The sequence below is a fragment of the Priestia koreensis genome, assembly GCF_001274935.1.
Taxonomy (GTDB): domain Bacteria; phylum Bacillota; class Bacilli; order Bacillales; family Bacillaceae_H; genus Bacillus_AG; species Bacillus_AG koreensis.
Genome location: NZ_LILC01000002.1, coordinates 600,985 through 627,857, shown reverse-complemented (window position 1 = coordinate 627,857; position 26,873 = coordinate 600,985). Strand labels below are relative to the sequence as shown.

The window sequence follows — 26,873 nt, the reverse complement described above, 5'->3', positions numbered from 1 at the left end:
CACCTTTAGCTTATTGGCTGCTCTTGCGCCTGTACTTCCGCTTCTTTTTCTTTATCACGCTTAATGCGTCCGTTTCCTACGGATAGCGCAACGAAGATACCAAGTCCCACAAATACAAGTCCTGTTAAGAAGACCGTTGTAAACGAAGACGTCCAGACGTTTTCAATCGTATGAATGATTGGTGCTTTCACTTGATCAGGCATTTTAAGCGCGTCTGGCTTTACTAATAGACCAAACAACGCATCTGTTTTGTCACTAAGCTTCTCAAGAACACCTTGAATCATTGGATTTTTCTCATCTGCTGCTGCATCCACCATCTTATCTTTTAGCGATTGATTCATGACAACGTTTAACACCGTCACACCAATCGTTCCTCCAATGGATCGGAAGAATGTAGAAGCAGACGTTACCGCACCTAGACGGCTTTTTGGGAATTCGTTTTGAATCGCAATCATAAGCGTTGGCATCACTAGACCCATTCCGAATCCCATAATCACCATATATGCATAAGCCGTCATTGTACTTGATTCAAGACCCATCGTACTCATTAAGTAAAAGCCGCCTGTTGTAATCAGCATTCCGACTGTTAGCACGGTGCGGAACGTGAATTTGAGTAGCAAACGTCCTCCAATAATGCTCGCAATGATCAGTGAAATCATCATCGGCGTCATCGTAGACCCCGCTTGTGTTGGAGTTACACCTAAAATTCCTTGCATAAATAGAGGTACGAACATAATTGCTCCGAACATTCCCAAACCAATTAAGAAGCCTAAACCATTCACCGTCGCAAACACACGGTTTTTAAACAAGCTCATATCTAAAATCGGTTCTTTGACTTTCGTTTCAATAATACCGAATGCGATTAGTAGGACAACCGCAACTACAATCATGACAATACTTTGGGTAGATCCCCAAGCAAATTTATCGCCTCCGAACGTGAGCCAGATAAGCAATAGAACTAACCCAGGTACAAGGGCAAGTATTCCCCAGTAGTCAATGTATACTTTTTCTTTTGTGCCTACCACTTCATGCTTCATTCCAATAAAGATTAGGATGGCAGATAATAAACCAAACGGTACGTTAATTAAGAAAATCCAGTGCCAGCTAATTGTATCAACAATGAACCCACCAATAAACGGACCGATTACAGAACTTAATCCAAACAGTGCTCCGAAGATCCCTTGCCATTTTGCACGCTGTTCCGCTGTAAAAATATCACCAATAATTGTTTGAGATAGCGGCATAATCATCCCGCCCCCAATACCTTGAAGCGCACGGTACAGTACTAACTGCTCCATGCTATGAGCGGTTCCACAAAGCGCGGAACCGATAATAAAGATAATCGTTCCAAGTAAGTATAAAAATCGTCGACCGTACAAATCGGACATCTTCCCGACAATCGGAATAACGACGGTTGATGTGATCATGTACGCTGTTGTGACCCAAGCAAAAATTGAGAACCCGTTTAATTCACCAATAATTGTTGGCATTGCTGTTCCGACAATGGTTTGCTCAAGCGCACTAAAAAACATCCCTATAATTAGACCAATAATTACGAGACGTTTATTAATTCCCGGTTGAACTTGTTGTTCCATATGATGACTCCCCATTTCATTCTATGTGTTTATACGTTTGCCCTATTGCGTAAGGCTATCCAATGTATCGGCATTTTTATTCATTGCTTAACCTCTTACAAAGAGCGATAAATAATCCTCTTCGCTTACCACCTCAAGTGTTGCTTATTTTCTTCGGTAAAGGTATGATGAATGTAAAATGACCGTTCAGTCAGATTATAAGACATAGTTATTTATAAGTCAAAGGTTTTATCATGACCGACTGGTCATCCCAAAAATAAAAGGATTTGAACGAACAGTATATAGGCACTTTCGTTTGAGCTTTACAAAAAGGAGAGGAAAGAGTTGAACAATGCTGCACTTACAAAGCGACAAACACGTTTAAAAAACATGGTCGAAAAATTTAAATTACAGGGTATTCAGATTGAATTTATTAAACCGCGAGCTGCTCTTTCACTTCCTCTGCTGAAGCATTTGTATCCCGCTACTGAATCGATTCCACAAAAGTGATGATGTACGTTATACTAGAGGTAATTCATTAGTAATTTTTGATCAAGGATTTTGCAAGAGGACGTGTAAAGAATGATAAACGAAAAACAAAAAAGTATTTTAGAAGTAGCGATGAAACTTTTTTCCAAAAAGGGGTATCACGCGACATCTATTCAAGAAATTGCAGAAAAAAGTGGCATTGCCAAGGGCTCTGTTTACAACTATTTTTCATCCAAAGAAGATTTACTGTTTTCCATTTTAAAATATTATCACGACATTTTATTTGAAAAAATTGTTCATTTAGATAAAGATCCGAGTCTTCCACCACGAGAAATGTTTGTGAAACAAATCCAAATTCAGTTAGAGGAATTTGTGAAGTACAAAGATTATTTTCATATGCATATGCGTGAACAGGCAGGTGAGATGAAAGAAGGCATGCGTGAATATTTTTTCAAAATGCGTGCTCAGCTTCACAACTGGTATGAAGTTCGCTTACGCCAAATGTACGGACCGAAAATTGAACCGCATATTTATGATTGTATTGCCATTTTAAGCGGCATGATTCGTGAATACATGTTTTACATCATTTCCGAAAACATTGCGATAAAAGTGGACGAACTAGCGCAGTTTTTAGTCCATCGCATTGATGGGATTGTAAAAAGCTTTGATGTGAGTGCGACAACGATTTTAAATAAAACGTTAATGAACGAATATATGAAAACTTCATGCGCCGGACAGAGCACAAAGATACGACTTCTCTCCCTGTGCAAGGACATGAAAAAAATTTGTCATGAGTTTACGATAAACGAGCCTTACTTTGAAAAAGCATCCTCCTCTATTGATGCGCTCATAGAAGAATTAGAACAAGATCACAGCGAGCCTCGAATGATTATTATTGAAGGGCTGATTCTCATGATCGAACAGTTTAACATCGAAGCACTTCAGCCATTAATAGCGGAATTTCGAATGTCCTTACCAATGTTAACAAACGCCCACTAAAAGCGAGAAGTCCTCGCTTTTTTTTTGCATAAAAAAACCCTCCAATGTGCTTTGGAGAGCTGGTGTGGATTGATTAAAATAATCAATGAATATTTATTGTGATCGTGATGCTTATCAATAACGTTCTGTAAGCCATGTTTTGTACCTTTGTACTGCAAGCGGTCCGCAACCTCGTACTCCGGTAGCAATCATCTATCTACAGATTGGTATCTGTCCTTTCATCCGTTTAGTTCCTTCCGAAAAGTGCCCCTACCATTATTTGGGTTTCTCGCTCGAGGGGTTTACCGCGTTCCACTCTCATCATTTCTGATAAGACTACGTCACTGTGGCACGTTATAGGTATTCAAGCCATATTCAGATGAACTTAGGCTTTTTCCCTGCCGTTAGCCCAGTCAAAGACCAGACTACCCTAGCTTATGAATTGGCTAGGCACGAACACTACAAGCATCTCAGCCTGTGCGAGCATGGACTTTCCTCTGCACTGTCAAGCAGTACAGCGATTGCTCGAACGTTATTGTCAACGACAAATCATAGTATAATAAAAAATGAACAAAGATGCAAATGATTTTTTGCATCTTTTTTAAAAACTGTTTTTTTCGTCCAACATTTGGATTAGAGGGCAGACTTTACGACGCCCCAATCCGATGGTTTATTCGTATAACTTGCTACCAAATACATGCTTCTCTAGGTTCGATAAACGTTTTAAAATATCGAAATTTGTTGTTCCTGCTTGTGTAGAGGACGGTGCTGAATATGACTGCTGTCTTCTACTGCTGTCTTCTAGCTGCTTGCGCAAGCGTAGATTTTCCTGCTGCAGTTCCTCAATTTCATGATAAAACACTTCATAGTCTTTAATGATTCCATCTAAAAACTTATCTACTTCTTCTTGGCTGTAACCACGCATCGTCGTTTTAAAATCTTTTTCTAAAATCTCTTTGGCACTAAATTTAATTTTATCAGATAACATTCTTTTCTCACCTCGGTACAATAACCCTTATTATTTCTTTTTATTTTATACATATTAGTATACCCAACGCAATATGTACAACCCTAACTTTATGCGAAATTTAGCGCTAGTTATACTCGGTATGATTAGATATGTAAACAAACTCAACGAAGAAAGCTTACAATTACCTAGAGAAACCAAAGCTATCTTTGTCCAAATGTTTCTCCTCTATTTTTTCAAAAATAAAGTGAAATGTCAATTTTCTTTCAAACGTTTTTTTCGACAAGACGGTTAAAACTGATTGTATTTTTCTTCCTCTACAATATCCTGTAAATCATACGAGGTAATCGTCCAAATATCATACGGATAGCGTTCGGCGTATTTTTTAGCGGTTTCGTACATAAATTTGGGACTTCCACCGTGCTCCTCATCAAACATAACTAATAGCGCATCACTCTTTTGTATGAAAAATTGATTTTTCATACGAAATTGTTCGGGGCTTTCATATTTTCGCTTCGTAATGCTATCCATAAAATCAGCTTGACTGCAAATAAATTCGTACAACTCTTTATTTTGTTCATTCCACTTTTCTTCCTGCTCTAGAAAAGGCGTTAAAATACCTAACTGAAGCTGAGGATATTCGAGCTGAAGGTCAAATACGACTTCTGCCGCCCATAATTCTACCCCTAATTGACCACTAATAATGACCCACTCTAGCCCTTCTTCTATAAGCGGTACGAGCTTTTTATGGATGGCTTTTTTAATATATCCCACGCCTTCATGATCTTGTTTGAAAATACCTAGCTCAAATGGCTTATACCCTGTGACAGCTACTACTTTCGGCATGATTATCACCTCTTTTTTATACATGTTTCCTTTAGTATAGACGAAAGCTGCCGATAAATAAAAGAGGAACTGAACAGTGTCAGTTCCTAAAAAATCATTAATATCCGCCATACCCGTGAGGTGGTCTAGGTCCCCATGGGCCCTGTGGACCTCCCATTGGTCCTTGTGGACAACAAGGCGGCTGACCGCAGCTGAAGTGCTGGCTAGTTGTCGGGTCAAGTGCTGATTGAGTTTGTGGGAAATAATGATTGTGCTTGAAATTTGTTTGATTTACAAACGTTGTGTGAGTCGGATGAACATGAGGCACGATAACCTCTTGACAGTTAAACTGCACGCAACATTTCGTTGGGTGAACAACAGGTGGCATAACGATTGGTGGTCTACCAAACATAAAGCATTCCCCTTTCATATTGTATTTTACTTACATTAATACAGTATGAAAGAACGATGATACCTGTACTGATATAAACACCTAATTTATGTTAAAAAGTAAAACCTGTATTTTTCATTCCTGATAATACAATAACCGTTAAGCAAATTACTGCAAAAAATGAGACTAAAATGATGTTTTTCATGTAACCATCTCCAATGAGTGTAGTATTTTCTATAATTCAATCATTACAATGCAATATTTTAACAATGACTGAAAAATAGGACAATACAAAAGTGTAAAAATAGAAAATGTCGTAATTTTGCTAATTTTCTATTTTATACAGGAGATTGATGCTAAATACTTACTGCCTACCGAGCTTCTTTATAAGCCGCCCAATTCGCTTTTGAAACGCGTCTTCTTCACGGTCAGTTCCCGCTTCGTTTTGTACCCATTTCTCATAGGATGCTTCAGCATACCGAAGCGCTTTTTCCACATCCTTTTTCTGATGCTCGTACACTTTCGCAAGCTCAATTCCCGCCTCAAGCGACACTTCATCATCTTCTCCCACAAGACTTTCCCAAATTTCAACAGCTTCATCCCACTGCTTTTGTTTTTTGTATTGTTTTGCAAGTGCCATTTGTGCCTCGCTGTATTTCACCGAGTCGGCTGTAATCGTCTCATAGAAATGCTGTGCCGTAGACTGATCACCTAGTTTGTCATACCACTTGGCTATTTCAAACGTTTCCCGCTGACTTTTCGTTTCCACTCCAAGCAGACCTTTGGAAATATGAATGTAGAGGGTAATTAACGATAAAATATCTCGCTCGTTATGCTTCATAACTTCAAAGATCCCCTTTGGATCCTTTGACTCTATGTAGTCAAAATAAATCATTGGGGCCAAAAACCCTGGTATATCATCCTCGCGCTGCTGTACTTGTAAAATGTCCTGCTCTACTTTTGTTAATTTCACAGATTCCATCCGATGTTTCCACAGCCTTCTAGCGGGGTGAAGTAAGTCAAAATGCTCAAAGCTCGGAAGCGCCGGTAAGTGATTTCTTAAAAGCGTATGGCGGGTGCGCACTTGCGGCCAGTCAAAGGATTTTCCATTATAATGGACGCTTAGCTTACTTTGCTCTAAGTCCTGAAGAAAGGAATAATAAAGAGCGGCTTCAGCACTAGGGCTCGGCAGTAAATATTGTGTCACCTCGACCTCTTGTGATGTCACCTTTCCTACTCCTAGTAAAAACACGGTTGTACCTGTTCCATGACTAAGACCTGTTGTTTCCGTATCAAAGAAAAACAGTTCTTCTACCTCTGTCGATTTTAACGACAAAGGGTGTCTCACATCACTGTTTACCCACTGATTTTTCACCTCAAACAATTCACCAAATGCATACAGGCCGTGCTGATGGTTCAATGAATAGCGCTGTTTTCGCACAAAAATGTACTCTTTCTCCACATAATGCGGGACAGCATTAAACGCCTGCCATTCTGCTAAAAAGGGGATGTTTCCCTCTATAATGTGCTGTGCAGGTTTTTCCACGGGCTTGTTTTCTTCTTTTGAAATATGCTTTTTCATCCGGTTCAATTTTGATTTTAGGGACACCTTCATCACCTTTTATTCTCATATTGTTTCGTTTACTATATCACGTTTTCGAATCCTTTTTCATTTTCCGCACAAAGAAAAACACTAAGGAGGTTCCCTAGTGTTTAGCATTTATTCAGAAGTTGATTGCAGAAGACGCAATAGCTTTAGCGCGTCTTGTTTCGCCGTGTCACCCGTCGCTTCCATTCCGATGCAAGAAGGACATCCTGACTCACACGAACAGTCTCCAATCATCCCATATGCCTCTTCTAGAAGCTGATCCATCATCGTATACACCTTGTCACTGAGACCGACGCCACCTGGATAGCGGTCGTATAAAAAGATCGTAGGCTTTTCATTATGCACTGCTTTTAACTGCGGAACGGTGTGCAAATCAGACGGATCGCACATGACCATAAGCGGCGCAATGGATTGAAGAGAGTGTGACACGGAAATAAGCGCTTGTTCCACACGCTCCGTTGATCCTCCGAACAACGCATCAGGCTCAAAGCTAATCCAAACAGCATTCGTATGCAGCTCCTCTTCCGGGAGATGAATGGGACCTGATCCGATGTTTTCATGTGTTTCAAACTTAATCTTCTTAAAAATCGTTGCCATCGCGCTTACCATTACGTCGCCATAGCCCACCTCATAAGGTGCGTGTTCAAAATGCTTGTCTTCTTCTAGCACCTTTAAATTAACCGCTAGATTTGCATCCGTAAAGTAGTCGACGTCCACTTCCCGAACATACGCCTTCTTCTCGTCCCAATCTAGTTCCTCTACTTGAAACTGCGTACCTTGATGAAGATAAATAGCTTCGTCATGTAACAGCGTCATCGCACTGAACGTATCCATTTCTCCAATGACTTTGACGTTCGCTACGTCGGAAATATCAATAATCACCACGTTTTCTTGGGATGCAGAACGCAGACTGATGTTGTGAGCAGGAAATGAATCATTCATCCAATACCACTTGTCACCGTTTAAATGCACGACGCGCTCTTCACCTAAAAATTCGAGCACGTCTTCAATATCCACCCCGCCGAACTGCTCTCCTTGTCTAAACGGCAGCTCATAGGATGCACACTTTACATGATCAACTAAGATCACCAAGTTATCTGGATTGATTCGGGCTGTTTCTGGATTTTGCTCAAAGAAATACGCAGGATTTTGGATAATATACTGATCGAGTGGACTAGAGCTTGCTACCATCACAATAACCGCCTCTCCGTGACGACGACCTGCTCGTCCTGCCTGCTGCCAGGCACTTGCAATCGTTCCAGGATATCCGGTCATAATACATACTTGAAGCTGACCAATATCAACTCCTAGCTCAAGCGCATTCGTGCTGACGACTCCGTATATTTCACCGTTTCGTAGTCCTCGCTCAATTTCACGGCGCTGTTTCGGTAAATATCCACCCCGATAACCTTGAATGGATTTCGCGCTCAGCTCGTTTTTCACTAGCTCCTGAAGATACGTTAAAATGATCTCCACTCGGACACGACTGCGCGCAAACACGATTGTTTGAATTTTATTTTTCAAAAATTCTCCCGCAAGCTTCCGCACCTCAAGGGTAGCGCTGCGTCGAATATTAAGTGGCTTATTTACGATCGGTGGATTATAAAAAATAAAATGCTTTCGTCCGGTCGGAGCACCGTTGTTATTAATCAAGGTAACCTGTTCTCCTGTTAGCTGCGAAGCAAGCTCATTTGGATTGGCAATGGTAGCAGACGTACAGATGAATGTTGGATTGCTACCGTAATACGCACAAATGCGCTTTAATCGACGAATTACATTCGCAACATGACTTCCAAATACGCCGCGATACGTGTGCAGTTCGTCAATAACGATATACTTTAAGTTTTCAAATAAAGACACCCATTTTGTATGATGTGGCAAAATAGCAGAATGCAGCATATCTGGATTTGTAATAACGACGTGACCTGCTTTTCGTACCTTTTGACGAATGTTTGCAGGTGTATCGCCGTCATACGTATAGCTATTAATCGGCACACCCATTTCCTCGATCATCTCGTTAATCTCGCTCTTTTGGTCCTGTGCGAGTGCTTTTGTTGGAAACAAATAAAGAGCTCTCGACTGTTCATCTTCTAGCACGCTTTGTAAAACAGGAAGGTTATAGCACAGCGTTTTACCAGATGCTGTTGGCGTAACCGCCACAAAGTGCTGTTTATGATAAGCCTTATGAAAGGCCGTTTCTTGGTGGGTATAAAGAGCGCCAATACCACGATTTTCTAAGGCGATCTTTAATCGTTCATCCATAAAATCAGGAAACGGAGTCGTTTTGGCTTCCGTTGGCTCAATGGTTTCCCAATGAATAACCTGATCTTTATAGTCAGGATTTTCTTTTAAAAGGTCAATAATTTCATGCAACTCTTTTTTTACTCTCATTTTCATCACCTGCTTCTATTTTACCGAATATGCGTTCTGAATAAAACCACTAGTTTTTACGAACGTGGATGAACTTCCTACAATTGGATAAGGTAATAATGAAATCATTATGTAAGGAGTGAATCGATATGGCAACGGCGTATTTATGCCCAAGCTGCAAAACCAACCGAACGAGATTCAACGTGATCGAACAAGTCGCGACTTCCGTGAAACTCGATCCCCGTACAGGAGATGTAGAAGAAACATATACGAGCGACAACGTGCACCCTTTTCATAAACCATATCAAGGACCACAGCGCAGAATTCAATGTGCGGCTTGTGGATTGGTTGAAGATGAACAAATGTTTCAAGCTTTCGCTGAGCATCATAAGCTTACGTAAAAGAAAACCAGGCTCACAGATGGGCCTGGTTTTCTTTTATTTTTGCAGTAGCTGACTAATAACTACGTTCGCATCATGCGTCGGTCGCTCACATGCAAAATTAGCACAGTTGTAGATCGTCGTTTTCCCTTTGACAAACGGATAGTCTTCTAGAAGAGGTAAGCGATTCTCGTCTCCTTCTTCTACTACAAGATACGCCACTTCTGGGAGAAATTCCTTTTGTAAAATTGAAACAAGATCTCGAACACCCTGGTCGTCCTTTGAGCCGCGTATAATAATTTCACGATGATCCATTTGCAGCTCGAGAAACGCATGTAAAAACTGAGCATGTCCACTTCCATAACTTGTTACTTCACGCTCAAACGTTTGAAACATTCTGTGGACGGCTTTCAATGTTTCTTGATCGCCTGTTAGCTTCGCTAGCTTAAGCAGCTGGGTAACCGCTACACCATTTCCTGATGGAAGCGCTCCGTCATAACTTTCCTTCTCACGGGCAATGAGCTCCTCGCCGTCTTTCGCACTAAAATAAAAACCACCGTGCTCTTTATCCCAAAAGAGATGAAATAGCTCGTTGCTCAATTTTTGTGCTTTTTCTAAATAATCCACTGACAGCGTTGCTTGATAAAGCTCCATATAAGCCCACAGCAAATAGGCATAGTCATCAACAAATCCCTTTTCTTTTACCTCACCGTCTCGGTAGCGTACCATTAAGCGATCGTTTAGAATCATCTTGTCTTCAATAAATGCTAGAGCACGTTCCGCCCGTGCAATGTAGTCATTCCGTTCAAAGACGCGACCTGCCTTTGCTAGTGCACTAATCATTAATCCGTTCCAAGACGTTAAGATTTTATCGTCCACATGCGGATAGATCCGCTTTTCTCGTTCTGCTAACAGTAAGCTTTTGGCATCTTCTAGTCTAGAAAACAAGTTGTCTCCGTAGCGCTCTACTTTTTTCTCGATCTCGGTGTAAATGAGGTGTGGAATATTCGCTCCCTCAAAGTTTCCTTCATCACGAATGTTGTACACATCGATGAACATTTTTGCTTCTCGTTCAGGCAAAATTCGCTCAATCTCTTCCTTGCTCCACACGTAATACTTTCCTTCCACTCCTTCAGAATCTGCATCAATGGCCGAGTAAAAAGCCCCTTGCTCTCCCGTCATCTCACGGTCTAAAAACGTCACCATACCCTCTACAATATCCCTGTAGCGCATATCTTTTACCATTTGATAACCTTCTGTATAAGCATGAATAAGCAAGGCATTGTCATAAAGCATTTTCTCAAAATGAGGAACGAGCCACTGTGGATCTGTCGAATAGCGTGAAAACCCAGACCCGATGTGGTCGTAAATCCCACCGTTCGCTAAACTTCCGAGCGTTTTTCTAACCATGTAGAGAGCATTTTCATTTTCACTCCATCTGTAATAACGAAGTAAAAATGTGAGCATATGAGGTGTCGGAAACTTCGGTGCTTGTCCAAATCCGCCGTATACGGTGTCAAAGCTTCCCGCAAGCTGCTGAAACGTCTTATGTAAAATGGAAGGTGACAAGGTTTGATCCGATGAAACGTGCAAGTTCTGCTTCAAGCCTCGCATAATATTGTTTGCAACGTTCTCGACATGATCACGATCGTCCTCAAAACGCGTTGATAATTGTTGAAGAACATCCATAAACCTAGGGCGATTCATCATGCTTGTTTTAGGGAAATATGTACCGGCGAAAAAAGGCTTTTGATCAGGTGTTAAAAACACATTAAGCGGCCATCCCCCCTGTTGAGTAATCATCTGGCATACTTTCATATAAATCGAATCAACGTCCGGTCGTTCTTCTCGATCTACTTTAACAGCAATAAAATGGTCATTAAGGAGCGTTGCTACTTCTTCATCTTCAAAGCTTTCGTGCGCCATGACGTGACACCAATGACATGTAGATATAATCATCCTCTATTTCATCGTATAGCCCGAAGGCTAGGAATAGCCAATTGACACTAATACCGGCTTGCCTTCCCTTTTAGCCTTTTGAAACGCTTCAGGTCCCCACGCAAACCAGTCAACAGGATTATGAGCATGTTGTAAAAGATAAGGTGACTTTTCATGTATTAATCGATTTGTATATTTATGTTTATTTTCAAACATATCTATCACTTCCTTTAGTTTTATTGTGTAGCTACCTAATTAAATATTACCCCTTCTAATGTTAGAACACTAATTTTTATTAATCAAAAGATATAAACTTCTGGAAGATACTTAGAATATACAAAATCCCTTCGTATCATCTTTGAAATCTTTCAGAGGTGATACCGAATTGGAAAATCAAAAAATTACAATCACAACGTCTGCAACAAATCGCTTATTATAATCTCTAAAAAAAAAAGACTCCTATACAGGAGTCTTTTCAATTATGCTTTTTGAACGTTAGCAGCTTGTGCTCCACGTTGACCTTGCTCGATGTCAAACGTCACTTTTTGACCTTCGTCTAATGATTTATAACCTTCACCTTGAATAGCGCTGAAATGAACGAATACATCTTCTCCGCCTTCAACTTCGATAAAACCGAATCCTTTTTCTGCATTAAACCATTTTACTGTACCTTGTGCCATACTGTTTCCTCCTGCTGTGGAATATTCCACAAATATATTACCACTATTGTTCAAGCACACCATTTCAAGATCAAACCATTTAATTCGTTTTTTCTTTTCACAATATACCGAACAAGAATAAGTTATCTTTAGCGTAACCTATAGTGGGATGAATAGCAATACTGGAAAATTTAATAACTCAAAAATCTTCATCTGTTCATCTTCTGCCCAAACACCTATACACGACACATATAGAACAGGTACTAACGCCTCGAACGTTGAAGAACAGTAACTCCATTTGATCTATCCCAATAATAAAATTAGTAAGAGCTCTTTTTTAAAGGTCCTAATTAATAAATAGTAATGGCTTGAGAAAGACTCGATTTTATTTTAATTCCTTTAAATACAAATCCAAGCTGTATCGCATTTCTTGCTACCTCTACTCGTATTCCGCAAAGGATTGGTTCAATTCCGATCATTTTTAGCGCACCAATTAATTGCGAAAGATGGTGACCAACTACGCTACTTACAATGATTGTTCCCGACAGATCAATATACAGTTTCTTCACTTGCATTCTGGTACAACGTTCTAATGTAGATTCTAAAATAACCTGAGCTCGTCTTTCATCAATCGTTCCTATGAGCGGTAACAGTGCAATATCGCACTCTTTCAGACTAATAACGGGAGCACTTAACTCATCAATAGTTTTTCGTTGTGTTTTTAAGCTTAGCTGCATAGCTTCATGAGATTCTTTGGCAATGGTACAGATGACGATATCAAACATCTTAGTAACTAACCGTTGATATTTCATTTCTAATGATGGGGTAATGTCTGCATGTCGGGAAAAGTATGTATCAAGAAAGATAAAATAAAGTTCTCGATTTTTCATAAACTCGCTCATGATGAGGTGGAGAGGAGTATCGTGATACGTAACATTTTGAACAATTTCCTTTACCTAGGGAGAAAAATTAGCTTTAAAAGAGAGCTTGTTTATCTATCTAATGACGAGCAGATCACATCTTCATTTGCCAATTATCACACTAAGCCAGTAGTTGTGCAGCAATGATTGAGCTAGAATACAAAATAGACCTTGCCAAAAATTGAAGTTGCTCATTATAGCTTTAGGATTAGGAACAAACGTATTCAAATCGGGCCTTTCACGAAGTTGATCTATTAAACGTTCAATTTAAAGTGATTAACCAGCAATTATTAACATATTTCCTTCATTTTATAGAAGAATGATATAACCGAAATCTAATTCATAGCAGCCTTGAGTATTTAGCTTTTTAATAAACTACCTATCTTTTTAATGTTCACTAGCGGTCAATCACTCTTTTTGATTTCTCCACTCATTTTACGAAATCACAATTCGAAGCTTGTCCAAACGCTCTGCTACCGGCTTTCTCCATTTCTCCGCAAGCTCTCCTACAGCTAGAATTTTCTCCATTCCTTCTGTATTCTTAGGCTGGTGAAAATAGATGTCGTTGCAATAAGCGACAGATATCTTAGCTGGATGAGCTTGTACGAGATGAATCGTCGCATCTTCTGAGATTTCGCCTTCTTGCAACACTCGACACAAGTAGCCAGTGTAACCAGTTTCAACAATTCGTTTTAGCAATCCATCTACGTTTGTTCGCTTCGTAATGGTCGAACAAGGGACACGTGGCTGCGTTACTTGAACGACCGCATCACCTATTTGAAAGACGTCTCCAATGTAGATGTCTTTTTCCAGCATATTTGTGACTGTTATATTTTCTCCAAATGCTGCAGAAGCAAGCGTTGTTGAAAACTCTTTCTGCCACTGTTCATAATGCTCATATGGATAGATGCAAACAGCTCGGTCAGCCCCGCCGTGATGTTTTAAATCGGCTACTCCGTCTCCTCTAAATCCCTCTTTTGCTAGAAAGCTCGTTGACACACGCTCCTTGCATATACCTGTTTTGATTTCTTTTCCATCCGCACACGTAAAGCTTTTTGCTGTTCCGATTGCTAAATGTTTGATCTTCACTATACTCTCTCCTTTATACGATCTCTCTACTATTATTCTAATTCCCTATGTACTTATAGTTGCTGAAGAAGCTCCTTCACTGGCCCTTGCTTCTCTTCACTCCATTCGACATGAACCTCAAACGTTCCCTCGTTGAAAAAGAGCGGGAACCGTTTCTTAAACCAATCCTGCATCGGCAAATGTTTCGCTTTTGTAATCGGCACCCAATGTAATTCGCCTTCAGGAGGATGTTGAAGAAGCTCCCCTTGGAATGATGTTGCAATATAATTAAACACCATATACCTGTAGTCCTTATTTGGATCTACATATTCGTCCAGTCCTTTGTATATAAGCTTTTTCACTTTAAGACCTGTCTCTTCAAAAACCTCGCGAATAGCTGCCTCTGCTGGGCTTTCTGGGAAATCCACTTTGCCTCCTGGTCCAATGTAACCCGGAAACCCTCGCTCACTTGGCCGATTGATGAGCAACACATGATCACCGTCTTGTACTAAACACATCGTGTATAGATCTACTTTCGTCATTTTTACCCCTTCTCTCGATTTCACTGTACGTCTCATATTATAGCAATCTTACACTTTAGCGTAATGCTTTTTAATAAAAACAAAAAAGACGAGAAATCCTCGTCTATCCGTCAAGCCTATCTAGCTTTTCCGAAATTCTCTTTAACAACACATTTCGTTCCTGCTGTGCCTTAAGAAATTTCACTAAAAACCATGCGATAAAAACAATCGGAATAAAATAAATGAGTAGCGGGATAATGTTGAAAACGAACATGTTTATAAGCTCCTTCACAGCTAGAATTACCATATTATACAATAAAACACCTACTTATTAAAGAAGCTTGTCATTCTCCTTTACAACAGGCCATTTTTCTTTCCGTAGTGCTCTCATCAGCTCTGGACTTGCGTGTAAATGTTCCTGAACCAGTTCTTTCGGCGTAAGCGCCATCCACTGGTTCAGTGAAATGTCTTCAAAACGGTCGCTTTTGAACACCTCTAAAAACCACACGCTTTTTTTACCTGTATTTTGAACATAATGACCCATCGCAAACGGAACGTACCCAACGTCTCCGGCTCGATAATTGAACGTGCGTGCTGCTCCGTTCGCCGCAAATACGGTCATACGAGCGGTTCCCGTTAAATAATACTGCCATTCATCATTGTTTGGATGCCAGTGAAGCTCTCTAATTCCTCCAGGCTTTATTTCTACTAGCGCGGCGGCTGTAGTGGTAGAGACGGGAAAGCTTTTGGAATCGACAATTCGAACCGTTCCTCCCGAAAACACAAGCGGTTTTTGCGCAAGAAGTCGATATGTAAAGCTTTTTGGAACGGTTCCATACGGATCAGATACTTTTTGGCTGTCAATGGACCCTGGGACCGTTGCTTGAAAAATATAGCGCTCTTTTTTGGGCAGAGAAGCAAATGCACTTTCTGAAACGCCAAAATTTGCCGCTAAGACGTCTTTTGGGATATGCGCAAACCAATCCGTAATGGAGAACGTGTCAAACTCAGAAAACTGGCCGTCATCAAATATAAGAAGAAACTCACAGCCCTCTTCTAATCCTTGAATCGAGTGAGGAATGCCCGCCGGGAAAAACCATAGATCTCCTGCTTCCACATCCTCGATAAAATTTCGTCCATCTTGGTCAACAGACGTGATGCGGGCTCGACCTAAAATCATGTACGCCCATTCCGACTGCTTGTGCCAATGCAGCTCACGAACCCCACCAGGCGTTAAGCGCATGTTTACAGCCGCAAGCGTAGTCGAAATCGGAAGCTCTCTTGCCGTCACTTCACGAGACCAGCCGCCTTGATTTAAATGCATGTGCGTATCAGAAAACGAAAATTTTAAATTAGGAATTAACCCTTCATCCGTTTCAGGTGGGACAAACATATCCGGATTTTCCATGTCTCGCATCACATCACGAGGACCAAAATCTGTTGCACCTGCTCCGTCTTTTCGAATTGGCTGAGGTATATCATGAGAAGAATGTTGATCGTCTTTCATTCTGCTACTCCCTTCTGTACCATTCGTTAGGCGATTCTCTTTTATATATGAATCTTTTTCCTAAATTATCTCCTTTTCTAGCACACTACGCATCTCACTCACTTAGTACAAGTAATCATAAATGTTTTTAGCAAATAACACGACCGTCACAACGATAAACAACGTACGAACGTAGCCACTTCCCCTTTTAATGGCAAATTTAGAACCGACAATGGAGCCGAAAATTTGCGCAATTCCCATAATAAGACCGTATGTATAATTCACCTGTCCTAAATACATGAACATTAGGAGACCTGCAATATTACTTGAAAAATTCAGAAACTTCGCGTTGCCAGCTGCTTTTAGAAAATCAAACCCAACAAGCAAAAAAGCAAAGATTAAAAAGGATCCTGTTCCAGGTCCCAAAAAACCATCGTAAAAGCCAATAAGGAAAAGTAAGAAGGTAAATAAAAGAACATAGAAAGTTGATAGCTGTTTCGGAGCTGAGATACTCCCCCAGTCTTTTTTGATAATCGTATAAACGGCGACAGCTACCAACATAACAAGCATAAGCGGTTTTAACACTTCGGGGTTCATTAAATGTACGACCCATGCGCCGATCATCGAACCGATAAATGAAAGAGGAAAGTATTTGTATACCGATTTTAATTCAATGGTACCTGAACGATAAAACATAATTGTGCTTGTCAGAGATCCCATACTTCCTGCAAGCTTATTCGTCGCAACCGTTGTCGCGGGACTCATTCCCGTAAAAAGCAAAGCAGGAATCGTAATTAATCCTCCTCCGCCGACGACTGAGTCGATAAAAGCAGCTAAAAAGCCAAAGAACAGCAAAAATAATACCATAGACGCATCTAGATGCATTGTTTTACAGCCTCCTTTTATAGTCACTACTAAAATAGTAACTAAATATTTGCAAACTGTAAATGCTTTTTGTCATAATGGAAGAAGAAAATATCCTATATGGAGGGATTCGGTGAAACAAACAATTGAACAGCTTAAAAAGATGGGCTTTAATGAATATGAATCCAAAGCTTACCTTTCGCTTGTAAAACAAGGACCCGTAAGTGCGTATCAAGTAAGCAAAGACTCTGGTATTCCGCGCTCAAGAATTTATGACGTGTTAGGAAATTTAAGCGAAAAAGGAATTGTGATGGTCGAAGAAATTGAAGCACAAACTCGCTATTCACCACTACCTGTCGCTATTTTTTTAGAAAAAGCACGCTCTGATTGGGAGTCCACCTACGTTGTGTTAGAGGATTCGTTAAAGCAGCTTGAAACAGAAACGAGTCGGGACGATAACCGAATTGTGACGCTGAAGGAGAAACAAAGTATTGTTAGCTACTGTGCCTCCCTCATTCAAAAAGCAACAAAGCGAATCGTGCTTTCCGTTTGGGATGACATGTATGAGTTATTAAAAGCAGAATTAGAGGCAGTGAGTAAAGACGTTTCCATTCAAGGCATTACGCTACATGTGGAAGAGCCCACTGGAAACTTAGAGCCTCACCGCATTACAACCTTTACGGAGGCTCCTTCCACTGAGCGCTGGTTTATCTTATCCATTGATTCAAACGAAATGATTTACGGTCCTTCGGTTAACGACCGGGATCTCGCCTTTTATACCGATGATCCCATTCATATTCATCTATTAGAAGATTATGTTTGGCATGATGTATTAGTAAATCGTCTTGCTAAACGAAACCAGGATGAATTAGATGCTTGGATAACGAAAGAACGAAAAGCGTTTTTTATTCATTAACCTTCCATCGGTGCGTAAAATCAACAACAACTTGCTTGCATAAGATAAGGAATTTACGAAACATCCGCTCCTTATCTTCTGCACGAGCAACTTGCTCTTTTGTTACCTCACGATTTAAACTTGCTACAATGCGTTGATTAACCTCTTCGTTATTCAAAAGGCTCACGTGACCAATTCCTTGCAGCTCCACGTTTTCTGCACCCTTTAGCTTTGATAGACCATTGGCTACAATTTGATCACCTGTGCTGTAAATGGACGTATATAAAATAGGGTGATACGGATCAAATCCCTGTATAATATCTGTGGCTCCTAAGCGATTGGCTCCGCCTAGCGTAACAACATGTTCCACCTTACCGTTACCACCTAGATTTTTTAGGTAAAACAGCGTATTTGCCCCGCCCATACTGTGTGCAACAATGTCAACTTTATTAGCACCCGTTTCCTTTAATACATCATCAACGAACTGAGCAAGTTCAGGGCCGTTAGTTGAATTCCTTCCAAGAACGGTATCAGAAAAATCAATCGCAAACATATTTTCAGCATTCCAGCCATGATCAACTAAATAGGCTTGAATATACGTAAAGTCGTACGAAGCCCCGCTTATTCCATGAGCAAATACAACAGGATTATGAACGCTTTCTGCTTTTGCCGCAATAGAAATGGAACTGAGGCATAATGCTATGCTTATACACAAAGCGACAACGTATTTTTTCATCATTGTATTCCCCTTTTGTTGGAATCCATTTCTATTATTATATCGAAAAGTAGGAATATGGTAAATATATACACATATCTCCATTAAAACGTATATGTGACACCCGTCAATTCCTCTGAAAGCGTCCATAATTGCTTTGAAACATCCTGATTATATAGCTTTTCAATCGTCTGATCGATCGTCGGATAGCCTTTTCGTCGTCCTTTACCATCTGGACCTATAAATTCCCCGCCGTTCAGAGGCTCTGTTGCTGCGTATAGGGTTGGAAGTGCCCCCATACTCGCTGGCTGTGCCACTAGCTTAAATAAAAAGCCCACTACTTTGTTCGTTTGCTTTCCTGAATTTCGTGATGCTAAGTTTGTAAAGGAAACGCCTGGGTGAGCGGCTACGCTTATAGCGTCCACTCCATGTTCTTTTAGCTTATAATCCAACTCACGTGAGAACAATAAATTGGCAAGCTTACTTTGCGCATAAAACTGGAAAGCACGATAGCCGTTGGCACCATCAAGATTGTCAAAGTGAATTTTGCCGCTGTCCGCTGCTAAGCTACTTAATGCGACAACTCTTGAGCCTGGTGTTTGAATTAATCTCTCTAGCAGCAAACCAGTAAGCGCAAAATGCCCTAAATGATTCGTACCGAACTGTGACTCAAATCCGTCTTTTGTAAGACTTAACGGTGGAACCATAATGCCTGCATTGTTAATGAGAATAGACAACGTGTTATACTGATTTTTAAATTCTTCCGCAAACGTACGAACGCTTACAAGATCACTAAGATCAAGCTTCATGACCTGCAAATCAGCGTGCGGATGCGTTTCTCTTATGACATTTGCCGCCTCTTCACCTTTTGTTGTGTTTCGCACCGCCATAATGAGCGTCGCACCCTTGGCTGCTAGTGCAGACGCTGTTTCAAGACCGAGTCCACTGCTTGCCCCTGTCACGATCACGACTTTCCCTGCCAAATCTCCTATCTTATCCACTGTCCACCCTTGACTCATTCTTAATCCACTCCTACTTTTCATCATTTATCTTAACCTCTATATTACTGATCATTATGGTAGAAAGCAAAACTGTATGTCTAATAGATTTTGTTATATGAAGCGAAAGTGTTATTAACTTACGTTTGCAAGAGAAATATTGTAACAATATAATAAAATGCAACGAGTAAGCTAGTAAATACTAAGTCAAGATAAGTGGAAGATGTGATTGCTCACACTATCATTAGGTTCGTTCCCATGCATAAAACCCTTAAAGTTTACTTTAAGGGTTTTATGCTTTAAAAGCGTTATTTTCCGCTAACAGACTCACCTTCAACAAGCGTGACGTAGATTCGCTCATTATGTACTTCTTTCTGTTGAATAAGCTGCAAGAGCTGGACAGCTGCAAGAGCTCCCCATTTTCGCTTGGAATAATTGATCGTAGCTAATCGTGGACTTGTATATTGGGTTAGCTCGATGTTGTCAAAGCCCATTATATGAATATGTTCGCCAACCTGATAATCAGTTTTAGCTAAATAATTGTACATCCCAATCGCCATTTCATCATTCAAACAAAAAACACCGACCGGTTCTGTATACTCTTCAATAATTCTTTTGGCTGCTTTTTCACCCGATTGTTTATCAAATCCGCCTTGAATTTCATGATATGAGACATGAGGATAACGCTGTACTTCCTGCCTAACCGCTTCAAGTCGCTGCTGTGAATCATATGAACCGTTTGGTCCTGTTACGGCGTACAACTTTTTATGTCGGTTCTCTACAAAGTGCTCAATGGCAAGCGTAGCCCCTGCTTTGTTATCAAGAAGAACTTGCTTAATGTTGTCATGTGCAAGCTCTCGGTCCATCACAACTAATTTGTGACCACGTTCTGCAAAAGTTAGCAAATCAGTGCTTGAAAACGTTTGATCCAATACAACAGCACCATCAATCATTCCTTCTGGCAAGAAACGGTGAGACTCTTTTCCACTGCACACGATCAGTTCATATCCGTGAGCACCTAGCGCCTCGGACATTCCTTGAAGAAGCTCTCCATAAAACGCACCGCTATAATTCGTTAAGAACACGCCAATAATTTTCGTTTCACGCTTCTTTAACGAGCGTGCCGCCGCGTTTGGAATATAATTCAATTCTTTCGCAATGGCTAAAATACGTGCAGACGTCTCTTCTGTCACCTTTGTACTGCCATTTAATGCATATGAAACAGTCGAAATAGAAACTCCCGCCTGTTTCGCAATATCTTTTATGCTAACCAATACATTCTCTCCTATCTTTGTCTATTACTTCATTACTCTTTCGTTAAAGAAACAGGTCAATTGTGTTTTGATCACCTTTTAAGTACTTTGCTAATTCTTCTTTTGAAATACGCAAACCGCCCGCTCTATAAGAATTGTGCAGGTTTGTTATTTTGACCGAAACTCCGTTCACATCCACTCGCTTGTCATCATTGCCTGTTAAGTGGTACAAAATCGTAACAGGCTTACGATTAAATGTAAAGCTAAAACTTAATCCGTCTAGCTTTTTTGGAAGCACTGGATCAAGAATCAAATCCCCACCTTCTTGCCGAGTTCCTAAGCAGTTTGAAATAAGCTGGTTAATATAAATTCCTGGACCGCTTGAATAAATGCGCCAGCCACCTTTTACTTTAACTTCTCCGTTACGAAGCTCATCAAATCGCGCCTGTGCCTCGTAGCGATCGGAGAAGTTGCCGTCTGAACTGCTGAAATAGGCATTGCTTTGACGATAATCCGCATTTAACACTACCTGCTGTATTCCTACTGGATTAATTTTCGCCAAGCCGCTCCATACTTCCTCTTCTTTTCCGATTTTTGCCATCGCTTCTACAAAGCGAATATGCGCATGAACATACTGCAAACCGACTTCTCGTCCAAAATTTGCTGCTTGCTCTGCACGCTTAAAGTTTGTGCTTACCCCGCCTTTATATTGAGCAGGACGATTCATGAGCCGGACACCGTCCGGACAGTCTAATTCTCGCTTAATCACTTCATAGTGCGATTGAGCTTGTTCAGGTGTTAAAAGTTCACTAATCATACTTCTTGTCATCGGAAGCAATCGATAGTGAATACCCGTTTTTTCATCTTCTGGATGAAGCATCTTCTTACTAACCCCTTCTTCTTCCATATAGATAAAACCAGGAATAACGGATGAGGTTAATATATACCGGTTGTAGTCCGTTTGAATGCGTGAGGCTAGATCGGCAAATATCGTCGACTCTTTCTCATACTTACCTTTTAGCGCTTTAGAAAACTGATCAAAAACTTGATACGTTAAGGCAACTGTCCAGCTGCTGATCATGTATTTCTTTAGCTGTGCGTTGGCTGGTTGTAGCGTATCATCCCAATCTCCGTCACCATATGATGATAGGGCTGTTCCATGCAGAAAATTCCGTTCAATATAAGCAACTTGCTTATGAATATGATCTAGAATAGTTGCTTCTTGATCGGTAAATCCGAACGTATCCTCTCTCGTATAAGGAATCGTTTCTTGAAGAAGCGCATAATCATTTGTCGCATTTAAATAATCACTCACGATTTTTAACGGCCATACAATCACATCACCATGACTTTCCTGTTGCTGAATAGAAGCGTATTGGTCAAACATAAACCACTGCGGCCAATTTCCCTCTCCTTCGTACTGATGACTATAAACCGTTTTGATAATTTCTTTCACAGATTCATAATGATGTGTTGCTAAGAAGTACTCGGTTGGTCCTTGGCAAACATCTCTCGTTCCCCATGCTGCACCTCCATATTGCTCTAATCCGTGGGGAACAGAGTAATGAACAAGCATATTGTGCGTATACCACCAGACAACGTCATTGACTTTTTCTACCTCAACATCTAAGTGGGGATGAGAAAGAGAGAACTCATTCATCACTTCTTTATAAAAAGTACGATAACGTTCTTTCTCTTGTTCTTCATCATGCTCAACTAATAATTTTTCCTCACCGTCGAGACTTCCTTGCAGAGAGAGCGTCCATGCAGATGTTTTTTCAATTTCTAATGAAACTAGTGACGTCGCCGCCATTTCGTCTTCTGTAAATAGATCGCTGTTCGTAACTTCTGCTCCGCTTACTTCCATTGTGTAGCAAAGTTTCGGATGCGTTTCTCCACTATCAGCATGAGCATCCGCATAGAAAAATCTCTTCTGCCCTTTTTCCTTAACGTGAAACGGCACATCATATTCGTTGTTATTCATTGAAATCTGATTTGTCACCACATAACGATAAGGTCGTCCCAACACGGATTGCACTTTCAGATGAATCTCCGGGCGATCAAGTACCGTATAGTTTGTAATGAGAATAAGGTCATCCTCCGTTTTATAAAACCAGCGTACATAATTAAATCCCATTTCAAACAAGGAGGGCATCGCTAATAAATGATAAGCCCCGTTTTTTTCAATATAAATACGTTGTCCGGAAGTTTTAGAGATATTAAGTGCATTGCGGGTATTCGTCATCATTTTATTGAATGATGTATTTCCTAGAACGACCTGTGAATTAAAAACACCGTACATATAGGAAGTTGTAGTGAGCACGCTCGAATTCAATGCATCATTTTGACCCGTCATTAAAATATGACCATGAGGGCGCTCAACTAACAGCTCCTTTTCCCTTAGCACAACATGCTCATGCTTGTCGGTGAAAAATGATAGAAGCGTCTCATCCTTGTATTCTTCTTGATGACGAGAGGGAAAATAGTAATGAATTTCATCTCGCGTTAAGGATTGTGAACGTAATGGTTCCCCTAGCTTATCGCTACTAGAAAATGATGAAGGGACGTTCTCATTCTGGGATGGAGTAATTTCCTCCCACGCTCTTTTAATCTCTTCTTTATACGCTATCTCTGTCACCGCTTCTGGATGATCTGGGGAAAAGCAGCCGTAGAAAACAAAACGAAGATTTCCATCTAGTCGTTTTCGCTGTGATTGAAGTGCAGTATAAGCAAATTCGTATTGATAATTTTTGTTCGCTAATGAAGGTGCTACAAGTGATACTGGTATATGTGTTTCTTTGTAGTCATGACCAAAAAATTGAAAACCATCGGTGCTATACGCAACTGCTCCTGTTAAAGAACCTTGCTGCAAATACGGAAACGCTGTTACCTGAGGCTGATTTTGTCTTGAACATACGACATATCCATATGCTTCATCCTGAAACACTTGATGATCGATATATTGAGAAACAAAGGCTTCATTCGTTCGCACCGCTCCTTTATGAGCTAAACCAACATCCTGACCATAGATGACTTCTGCATCTGTCTCCCCATCATACCCTTCTAACGTAACATCCCAAAACCATATGCCTTTTTCTGTAAGCGTAAAAACGACCTTGTATTGAATGTCCTCTACCTCACCAACAAATATGACCTGCGAATTAGTATAGGAAACGTGACTGTTTGATTTCCGACCAACTAATGGATACCAAACGGACTGATCACCTTTAAATAGCCGCAAATAAATGTTGTTAAATGAGCCGTCTATTGGATTAGATAGCCACTGGTTAATCATTATGTCTCCGTGCGCAATTTCATAGATATCCCCGGTATTTAAAAATGTAAATTGATATGATCCTGCTTGAATCTGAAAGTGTGCCGTTCGTTGTGTTTGCATCTCATTTCCCCTCGTCTGTTAGTCAATTAATTCAAAGTAAAATCCCTCAACCTGCTGACTGTTGCCTCCCACGTATGCAATGAATGCTCCATTGTCGCTTTTAAACTGTAAATTACGGTGATAATAGCGTAGCTGTTCCTCTGAAATTGTAAAGGATACTGTTTTTGTTTCTCCTGGTTGCAAATGAATCGTTTTGAATCCCTTTAGTTCTTTCAATGGTCTTACTACATCTCCTGATACATCACGAATGTAAAGCTGAACGATTTCATCGCCTTCTCGTTCACCGATATTGGTAATTTCAACAGATAGCGAGATGGTCTCCCCTTTTTTCAGCTTTTGTTCAGATAACGTGCCATTTCGATAGCGAAATGTCGTATAGCTTAATCCAAAACCGAATGGAAGAAGCGGTTCATTTGGAATATCTAAATATTGTGATACGTAGCGCTCCTGTGCATCAGGTGCATCTTTTGGTCTTCCTGTATTAAATGCGTTGTAATACACGGGTATTTGCCCAGCCGAGTATGGAAACGACATCGTCAGTTTTCCAGAAGGTGTGCACATTCCAAATAGTAAATTTGCAATAGCCGCACCACCTTCAGTCCCGGGATACCAGGCTTCAAGTATTGCATCAGACTCTTCCATTACCCCATGTAGGTCTAGCGGTCGTCCGTTAAACAATACCGTTACAATAGGCCTCTTTATTTTTTGCATCTCTTTTATGAGCTCAAGCTGAGCAAGTGGCAACTGAATGTCTGCTCGACATCCTGCTTCTCCACTCATTTCCGAATGCTCACCAAGCGCTAAGACGACTACATCTGCTTGCTCTGCTACACGTATGGCTTCCTTCAACTGTTCCTTAGTAACTCTCTCAATCTCGCACCCTTGCGCAAATGTAAGGTGAGCACTGTTCTTCTGCATTCCATTATAAAGAGTGACTGCCTGTTTTCTGTCCCCTAGCCAAGACCAAGGTCCTAGAATATCGTCACTGTTTGCAAATGGACCAATAACCGCAACTCTTTTCTCTTTATCCAGTGGAAGAATACCGTTATTTTTTAGTAACACGCATGATTTTTCAGCTAGCTCTCGTGCTTGTCTACGATGTTCCTCACACATAATAACCTCTTTCTCTAATCGTTCAGAAGCTCCTCTGTAAGGATTATCAAACAGTCCTAATTTTTCTTTTAGTGTTAAAATACGCATGACAGCTTCATCTAAAATACACTCTTCTACAACACCCTCTTCAATTAGCTCTTTTAAGTAACGATCATAGCAAGCGGTCATCATTTCGATATCAACGCCCGCGCGAAGCGCTTTAGAAGCTGCTTCTTTTTCATTTTCGGCTATGCCATGAGGAATCAGTTCTTTCACTGCTCCCCAGTCTGAGATCAAAACACCATTAAATCCCCATTCACTTCGCAAGAGCTCTCTCATGAGCCATTCGTTTCCTGTTGCTGGCACCCCATCAATCGTATTAAAAGCGGTCATAACCATTTCGCAACCTTCATCCAATGCTGCCTTATAGGCTGGAAGATATGATTCACGCAATTGTCTTTCCGACATATTTACCGTGTTGTAATCACGTCCGCCTTCTGCAGCACCGTACCCAGCAAAATGCTTTACACATGCAGCAACACTTAGCGTATCGTTTTTTAAATTACTTCCTTGGAACCCTCTGACAAGCGCTCTGCTAAACTGACTATTTAAATACGGATCCTCGCCCGTTGATTCCATTACACGTCCCCATCTAGGATCTCGTACCAAATCTACCATTGGAGCAAACGTTACGTGTATGCCTGAAACGGCTGCTTCTTTCGCTGCAATTTCAGCACTTCTTTCCGCTAGCTCGAGATTCCACGAACAACCCACTGCTAAAGGAACAGGAAAGATGGTTTTATATCCGTGGACAACATCAGCCATAAAAAGCAAGGGAATATGTAGTCGATTTTCTTCCAAATGTGTTTTTTGAATATGGATGGTTTGATTTGCTCCTGCAGCACCTAGTACGGATCCACTGTTGCGCACCGTTTCTTCACTAATTCCCATCTCTTCCATTGGCCCCGTAATTTGTCCATCATTGCCAGCTCCCTTGAAAAAAGGCGTTGCAAGCTGAATAAGCTGACCAATTTTCTCATCAAGCGTCATTTGTTGTAAAAGTTCCTCAAGCTGATGCTGTTTACTCATATAAACCCCTCCCACTGAATTTTCCTTACGCTACATTGTTTCATTTAGTGAAACGTTTCGAAAACTGTTATACCAAAATTATAAACGCTTACATTTTTAGAGTCAACGTCAAATAGAAACGTTTTTATTTTTGTATCTAAAAATATGAATTTTTATCTATTTCTAGATTATTACAATTATAATTTCCTCGTTTTAAATATAATTAGAGGGTTAAACTCTTTAAACATTTAAAAAATATCATTGAAAACGATTTCAAATTCACTTATAATGACTCTATCGAAACGTTTCTTGCTTCAAAATAGGTTTTTGTTATTTTAATGGTGAAACGTTTTTGTATATTTTTTTATCTTTTTTTTCGAAACGTTTCACCAAAAGGATGTGAAGGAATAAGAGCT

At 40.4% G+C, this 26,873-nt stretch carries 22 protein-coding genes, 1 other RNA gene and 1 pseudogene; 4 read left to right on the top strand and 20 right to left on the bottom strand.

Going from position 1 to position 26,873, the window contains the following annotated elements; translation table 11 throughout:
- Window positions 1-5: 5 nt before the first annotated feature.
- On the bottom strand, window positions 6-1,595 hold the full coding sequence (locus tag AMD01_RS03010; RefSeq protein WP_053399896.1) for an MDR family MFS transporter: 1,590 nt from the start codon (window positions 1,593-1,595) through the stop codon (window positions 6-8).
- Between the two features lie 324 nt (window positions 1,596-1,919).
- On the opposite strand from AMD01_RS03010, the gene AMD01_RS23855 reads away from it, so the two are divergent.
- Together AMD01_RS23855 and AMD01_RS03005 are read left to right on the top strand one after the other, a co-directional pair.
- The gene (locus AMD01_RS23855; RefSeq protein ID WP_157052585.1) at window positions 1,920-2,084 is read left to right on the top strand and encodes a hypothetical protein; all 165 of its coding nucleotides are present in this window, start codon (window positions 1,920-1,922) and stop codon (window positions 2,082-2,084) included.
- 72 nt (window positions 2,085-2,156) lie between these two features.
- Window positions 2,157-3,062 carry a TetR/AcrR family transcriptional regulator gene (locus AMD01_RS03005; RefSeq protein WP_053399895.1) on the top strand — a complete coding sequence of 302 codons (906 nt, stop codon included), beginning with the start codon at window positions 2,157-2,159 and terminating at the stop codon, window positions 3,060-3,062.
- A gap of 123 nt (window positions 3,063-3,185) precedes the next feature.
- Here AMD01_RS03005 and rnpB read toward each other — a convergent pair.
- The 6 genes from rnpB to AMD01_RS02980 all read right to left on the bottom strand — a co-directional run bounded on the left by rnpB (window position 3,186) and on the right by AMD01_RS02980 (window position 9,224).
- Window positions 3,186-3,574: RNase P RNA component class B (gene rnpB, locus AMD01_RS23315), an RNA gene on the bottom strand.
- 137 nt (window positions 3,575-3,711) lie between these two features.
- Window positions 3,712-4,029, bottom strand: coding sequence for a cell division regulator GpsB (gpsB, locus tag AMD01_RS03000; protein ID WP_053399894.1), 318 nt, complete (start codon window positions 4,027-4,029; stop codon window positions 3,712-3,714).
- Window positions 4,030-4,299: 270 nt separating this feature from the next.
- A complete protein-coding gene (locus tag AMD01_RS02995; RefSeq protein ID WP_053400106.1) occupies window positions 4,300-4,854 on the bottom strand; it encodes an SLOG family protein in 555 nt (184 codons plus the stop codon).
- A 97-nt stretch (window positions 4,855-4,951) separates the two neighbouring features.
- The gene (locus AMD01_RS02990) at window positions 4,952-5,245 is read right to left on the bottom strand and encodes a CotD family spore coat protein (protein ID WP_053399893.1); all 294 of its coding nucleotides are present in this window, start codon (window positions 5,243-5,245) and stop codon (window positions 4,952-4,954) included.
- 343 nt (window positions 5,246-5,588) lie between these two features.
- Window positions 5,589-6,806, bottom strand: coding sequence for a ribonuclease H-like domain-containing protein (locus AMD01_RS02985; protein ID WP_245638869.1), 1,218 nt, complete (start codon window positions 6,804-6,806; stop codon window positions 5,589-5,591).
- A 138-nt stretch (window positions 6,807-6,944) separates the two neighbouring features.
- On the bottom strand, window positions 6,945-9,224 hold the full coding sequence (locus AMD01_RS02980) for a DEAD/DEAH box helicase (RefSeq protein WP_053399891.1): 2,280 nt from the start codon (window positions 9,222-9,224) through the stop codon (window positions 6,945-6,947).
- A gap of 128 nt (window positions 9,225-9,352) precedes the next feature.
- Here AMD01_RS02980 and AMD01_RS02975 point away from each other — a divergent pair, with 128 nt between their 5' ends.
- Entirely contained in the window at window positions 9,353-9,604 is a 252-nt protein-coding gene (locus AMD01_RS02975) for a hypothetical protein (protein ID WP_053399890.1), read from the top strand.
- A 36-nt stretch (window positions 9,605-9,640) separates the two neighbouring features.
- Here the strand turns inward: AMD01_RS02975 and AMD01_RS02970 are convergent.
- From AMD01_RS02970 to AMD01_RS02940, 8 genes and pseudogenes are all read right to left on the bottom strand, one after another.
- Window positions 9,641-11,737, bottom strand: a pseudogene (locus AMD01_RS02970) (thioredoxin domain-containing protein).
- Window positions 11,738-12,000: 263 nt separating this feature from the next.
- Window positions 12,001-12,201 (bottom strand): cold-shock protein, encoded by a 201-nt coding sequence (locus tag AMD01_RS02965; RefSeq protein ID WP_053399888.1) that lies wholly within the window; start codon window positions 12,199-12,201, stop codon window positions 12,001-12,003.
- A 329-nt stretch (window positions 12,202-12,530) separates the two neighbouring features.
- Window positions 12,531-12,965, bottom strand: a complete 435-nt coding sequence (locus tag AMD01_RS02960; protein ID WP_169775924.1) for an STAS domain-containing protein — start codon at window positions 12,963-12,965, stop codon at window positions 12,531-12,533.
- Between the two features lie 570 nt (window positions 12,966-13,535).
- Window positions 13,536-14,189 carry an MOSC domain-containing protein gene (locus AMD01_RS02955; protein ID WP_425415105.1) on the bottom strand — a complete coding sequence of 218 codons (654 nt, stop codon included), beginning with the start codon at window positions 14,187-14,189 and terminating at the stop codon, window positions 13,536-13,538.
- 53 nt (window positions 14,190-14,242) lie between these two features.
- The gene (locus AMD01_RS02950) at window positions 14,243-14,710 is read right to left on the bottom strand and encodes an 8-oxo-dGTP diphosphatase (RefSeq protein ID WP_053399885.1); all 468 of its coding nucleotides are present in this window, start codon (window positions 14,708-14,710) and stop codon (window positions 14,243-14,245) included.
- 103 nt (window positions 14,711-14,813) lie between these two features.
- Window positions 14,814-14,963, bottom strand: a complete 150-nt coding sequence (locus AMD01_RS24405; RefSeq protein WP_169775923.1) for a hypothetical protein — start codon at window positions 14,961-14,963, stop codon at window positions 14,814-14,816.
- Between the two features lie 57 nt (window positions 14,964-15,020).
- The gene (locus AMD01_RS02945) at window positions 15,021-16,196 is read right to left on the bottom strand and encodes an oxalate decarboxylase family bicupin (protein WP_053399884.1); all 1,176 of its coding nucleotides are present in this window, start codon (window positions 16,194-16,196) and stop codon (window positions 15,021-15,023) included.
- Window positions 16,197-16,298: 102 nt separating this feature from the next.
- Window positions 16,299-17,060: a TSUP family transporter gene (locus AMD01_RS02940; RefSeq protein WP_053399883.1), complete on the bottom strand. Its 762-nt coding sequence runs from the start codon at window positions 17,058-17,060 to the stop codon at window positions 16,299-16,301.
- A gap of 142 nt (window positions 17,061-17,202) precedes the next feature.
- On the opposite strand from AMD01_RS02940, the gene AMD01_RS02935 reads away from it, so the two are divergent.
- Complete coding sequence (locus AMD01_RS02935) at window positions 17,203-17,955, top strand: TrmB family transcriptional regulator (RefSeq protein ID WP_053400105.1); 753 nt, start codon at window positions 17,203-17,205, stop codon at window positions 17,953-17,955.
- Here the strand turns inward: AMD01_RS02935 and AMD01_RS02930 are convergent.
- From AMD01_RS02930 to bglX, 5 genes are all read right to left on the bottom strand, one after another.
- On the bottom strand, window positions 17,945-18,673 hold the full coding sequence (locus AMD01_RS02930) for an esterase/lipase family protein (RefSeq protein WP_425415104.1): 729 nt from the start codon (window positions 18,671-18,673) through the stop codon (window positions 17,945-17,947). The two genes, AMD01_RS02935 and AMD01_RS02930, sit on opposite strands and share 11 nt — an antisense overlap.
- An 80-nt stretch (window positions 18,674-18,753) precedes the next feature.
- A complete protein-coding gene (locus tag AMD01_RS02925; RefSeq protein ID WP_053399882.1) occupies window positions 18,754-19,668 on the bottom strand; it encodes an oxidoreductase in 915 nt (304 codons plus the stop codon).
- A 287-nt stretch (window positions 19,669-19,955) separates the two neighbouring features.
- Window positions 19,956-20,921 carry a LacI family DNA-binding transcriptional regulator gene (locus tag AMD01_RS02920; RefSeq protein ID WP_053399881.1) on the bottom strand — a complete coding sequence of 322 codons (966 nt, stop codon included), beginning with the start codon at window positions 20,919-20,921 and terminating at the stop codon, window positions 19,956-19,958.
- A gap of 43 nt (window positions 20,922-20,964) precedes the next feature.
- On the bottom strand, window positions 20,965-24,297 hold the full coding sequence (locus AMD01_RS02915; protein ID WP_053399880.1) for a GH36-type glycosyl hydrolase domain-containing protein: 3,333 nt from the start codon (window positions 24,295-24,297) through the stop codon (window positions 20,965-20,967).
- An 18-nt stretch (window positions 24,298-24,315) separates the two neighbouring features.
- A complete protein-coding gene (bglX, locus tag AMD01_RS02910; RefSeq protein WP_053399879.1) occupies window positions 24,316-26,478 on the bottom strand; it encodes a beta-glucosidase BglX in 2,163 nt (720 codons plus the stop codon).
- Between the last annotated feature and the right edge of the window lie 395 nt (window positions 26,479-26,873).

What these genes read in the sequence shown, in the direction of transcription:
- AMD01_RS03010 (WP_053399896.1), bottom strand. Translation starts at nt 1,595, where the DNA reads ATGGAACAACAAGTTCAACCGGGAATTAATAAACGTCTCGTAATTATT.
- AMD01_RS03005 (WP_053399895.1), top strand. Translation starts at nt 2,157, where the DNA reads ATGATAAACGAAAAACAAAAAAGTATTTTAGAAGTAGCGATGAAACTT.
- gpsB (WP_053399894.1), bottom strand. Translation starts at nt 4,029, where the DNA reads ATGTTATCTGATAAAATTAAATTTAGTGCCAAAGAGATTTTAGAAAAA.
- AMD01_RS02995 (WP_053400106.1), bottom strand. Translation starts at nt 4,854, where the DNA reads ATGCCGAAAGTAGTAGCTGTCACAGGGTATAAGCCATTTGAGCTAGGT.
- AMD01_RS02990 (WP_053399893.1), bottom strand. Translation starts at nt 5,245, where the DNA reads ATGTTTGGTAGACCACCAATCGTTATGCCACCTGTTGTTCACCCAACG.
- AMD01_RS02985 (WP_245638869.1), bottom strand. Translation starts at nt 6,806, where the DNA reads ATGAAAAAGCATATTTCAAAAGAAGAAAACAAGCCCGTGGAAAAACCT.
- AMD01_RS02980 (WP_053399891.1), bottom strand. Translation starts at nt 9,224, where the DNA reads ATGAGAGTAAAAAAAGAGTTGCATGAAATTATTGACCTTTTAAAAGAA.
- AMD01_RS02975 (WP_053399890.1), top strand. Translation starts at nt 9,353, where the DNA reads ATGGCAACGGCGTATTTATGCCCAAGCTGCAAAACCAACCGAACGAGA.
- AMD01_RS02965 (WP_053399888.1), bottom strand. Translation starts at nt 12,201, where the DNA reads ATGGCACAAGGTACAGTAAAATGGTTTAATGCAGAAAAAGGATTCGGT.
- AMD01_RS02960 (WP_169775924.1), bottom strand. Translation starts at nt 12,965, where the DNA reads ATGTTTGATATCGTCATCTGTACCATTGCCAAAGAATCTCATGAAGCT.
- AMD01_RS02950 (WP_053399885.1), bottom strand. Translation starts at nt 14,710, where the DNA reads ATGACGAAAGTAGATCTATACACGATGTGTTTAGTACAAGACGGTGAT.
- AMD01_RS24405 (WP_169775923.1), bottom strand. Translation starts at nt 14,963, where the DNA reads ATGTTCGTTTTCAACATTATCCCGCTACTCATTTATTTTATTCCGATT.
- AMD01_RS02945 (WP_053399884.1), bottom strand. Translation starts at nt 16,196, where the DNA reads ATGAAAGACGATCAACATTCTTCTCATGATATACCTCAGCCAATTCGA.
- AMD01_RS02940 (WP_053399883.1), bottom strand. Translation starts at nt 17,060, where the DNA reads ATGCATCTAGATGCGTCTATGGTATTATTTTTGCTGTTCTTTGGCTTT.
- AMD01_RS02935 (WP_053400105.1), top strand. Translation starts at nt 17,203, where the DNA reads ATGGGCTTTAATGAATATGAATCCAAAGCTTACCTTTCGCTTGTAAAA.
- AMD01_RS02930 (WP_425415104.1), bottom strand. Translation starts at nt 18,673, where the DNA reads ATGATGAAAAAATACGTTGTCGCTTTGTGTATAAGCATAGCATTATGC.
- AMD01_RS02925 (WP_053399882.1), bottom strand. Translation starts at nt 19,668, where the DNA reads ATGAGTCAAGGGTGGACAGTGGATAAGATAGGAGATTTGGCAGGGAAA.
- AMD01_RS02915 (WP_053399880.1), bottom strand. Translation starts at nt 24,297, where the DNA reads ATGCAAACACAACGAACGGCACACTTTCAGATTCAAGCAGGATCATAT.
- bglX (WP_053399879.1), bottom strand. Translation starts at nt 26,478, where the DNA reads ATGAGTAAACAGCATCAGCTTGAGGAACTTTTACAACAAATGACGCTT.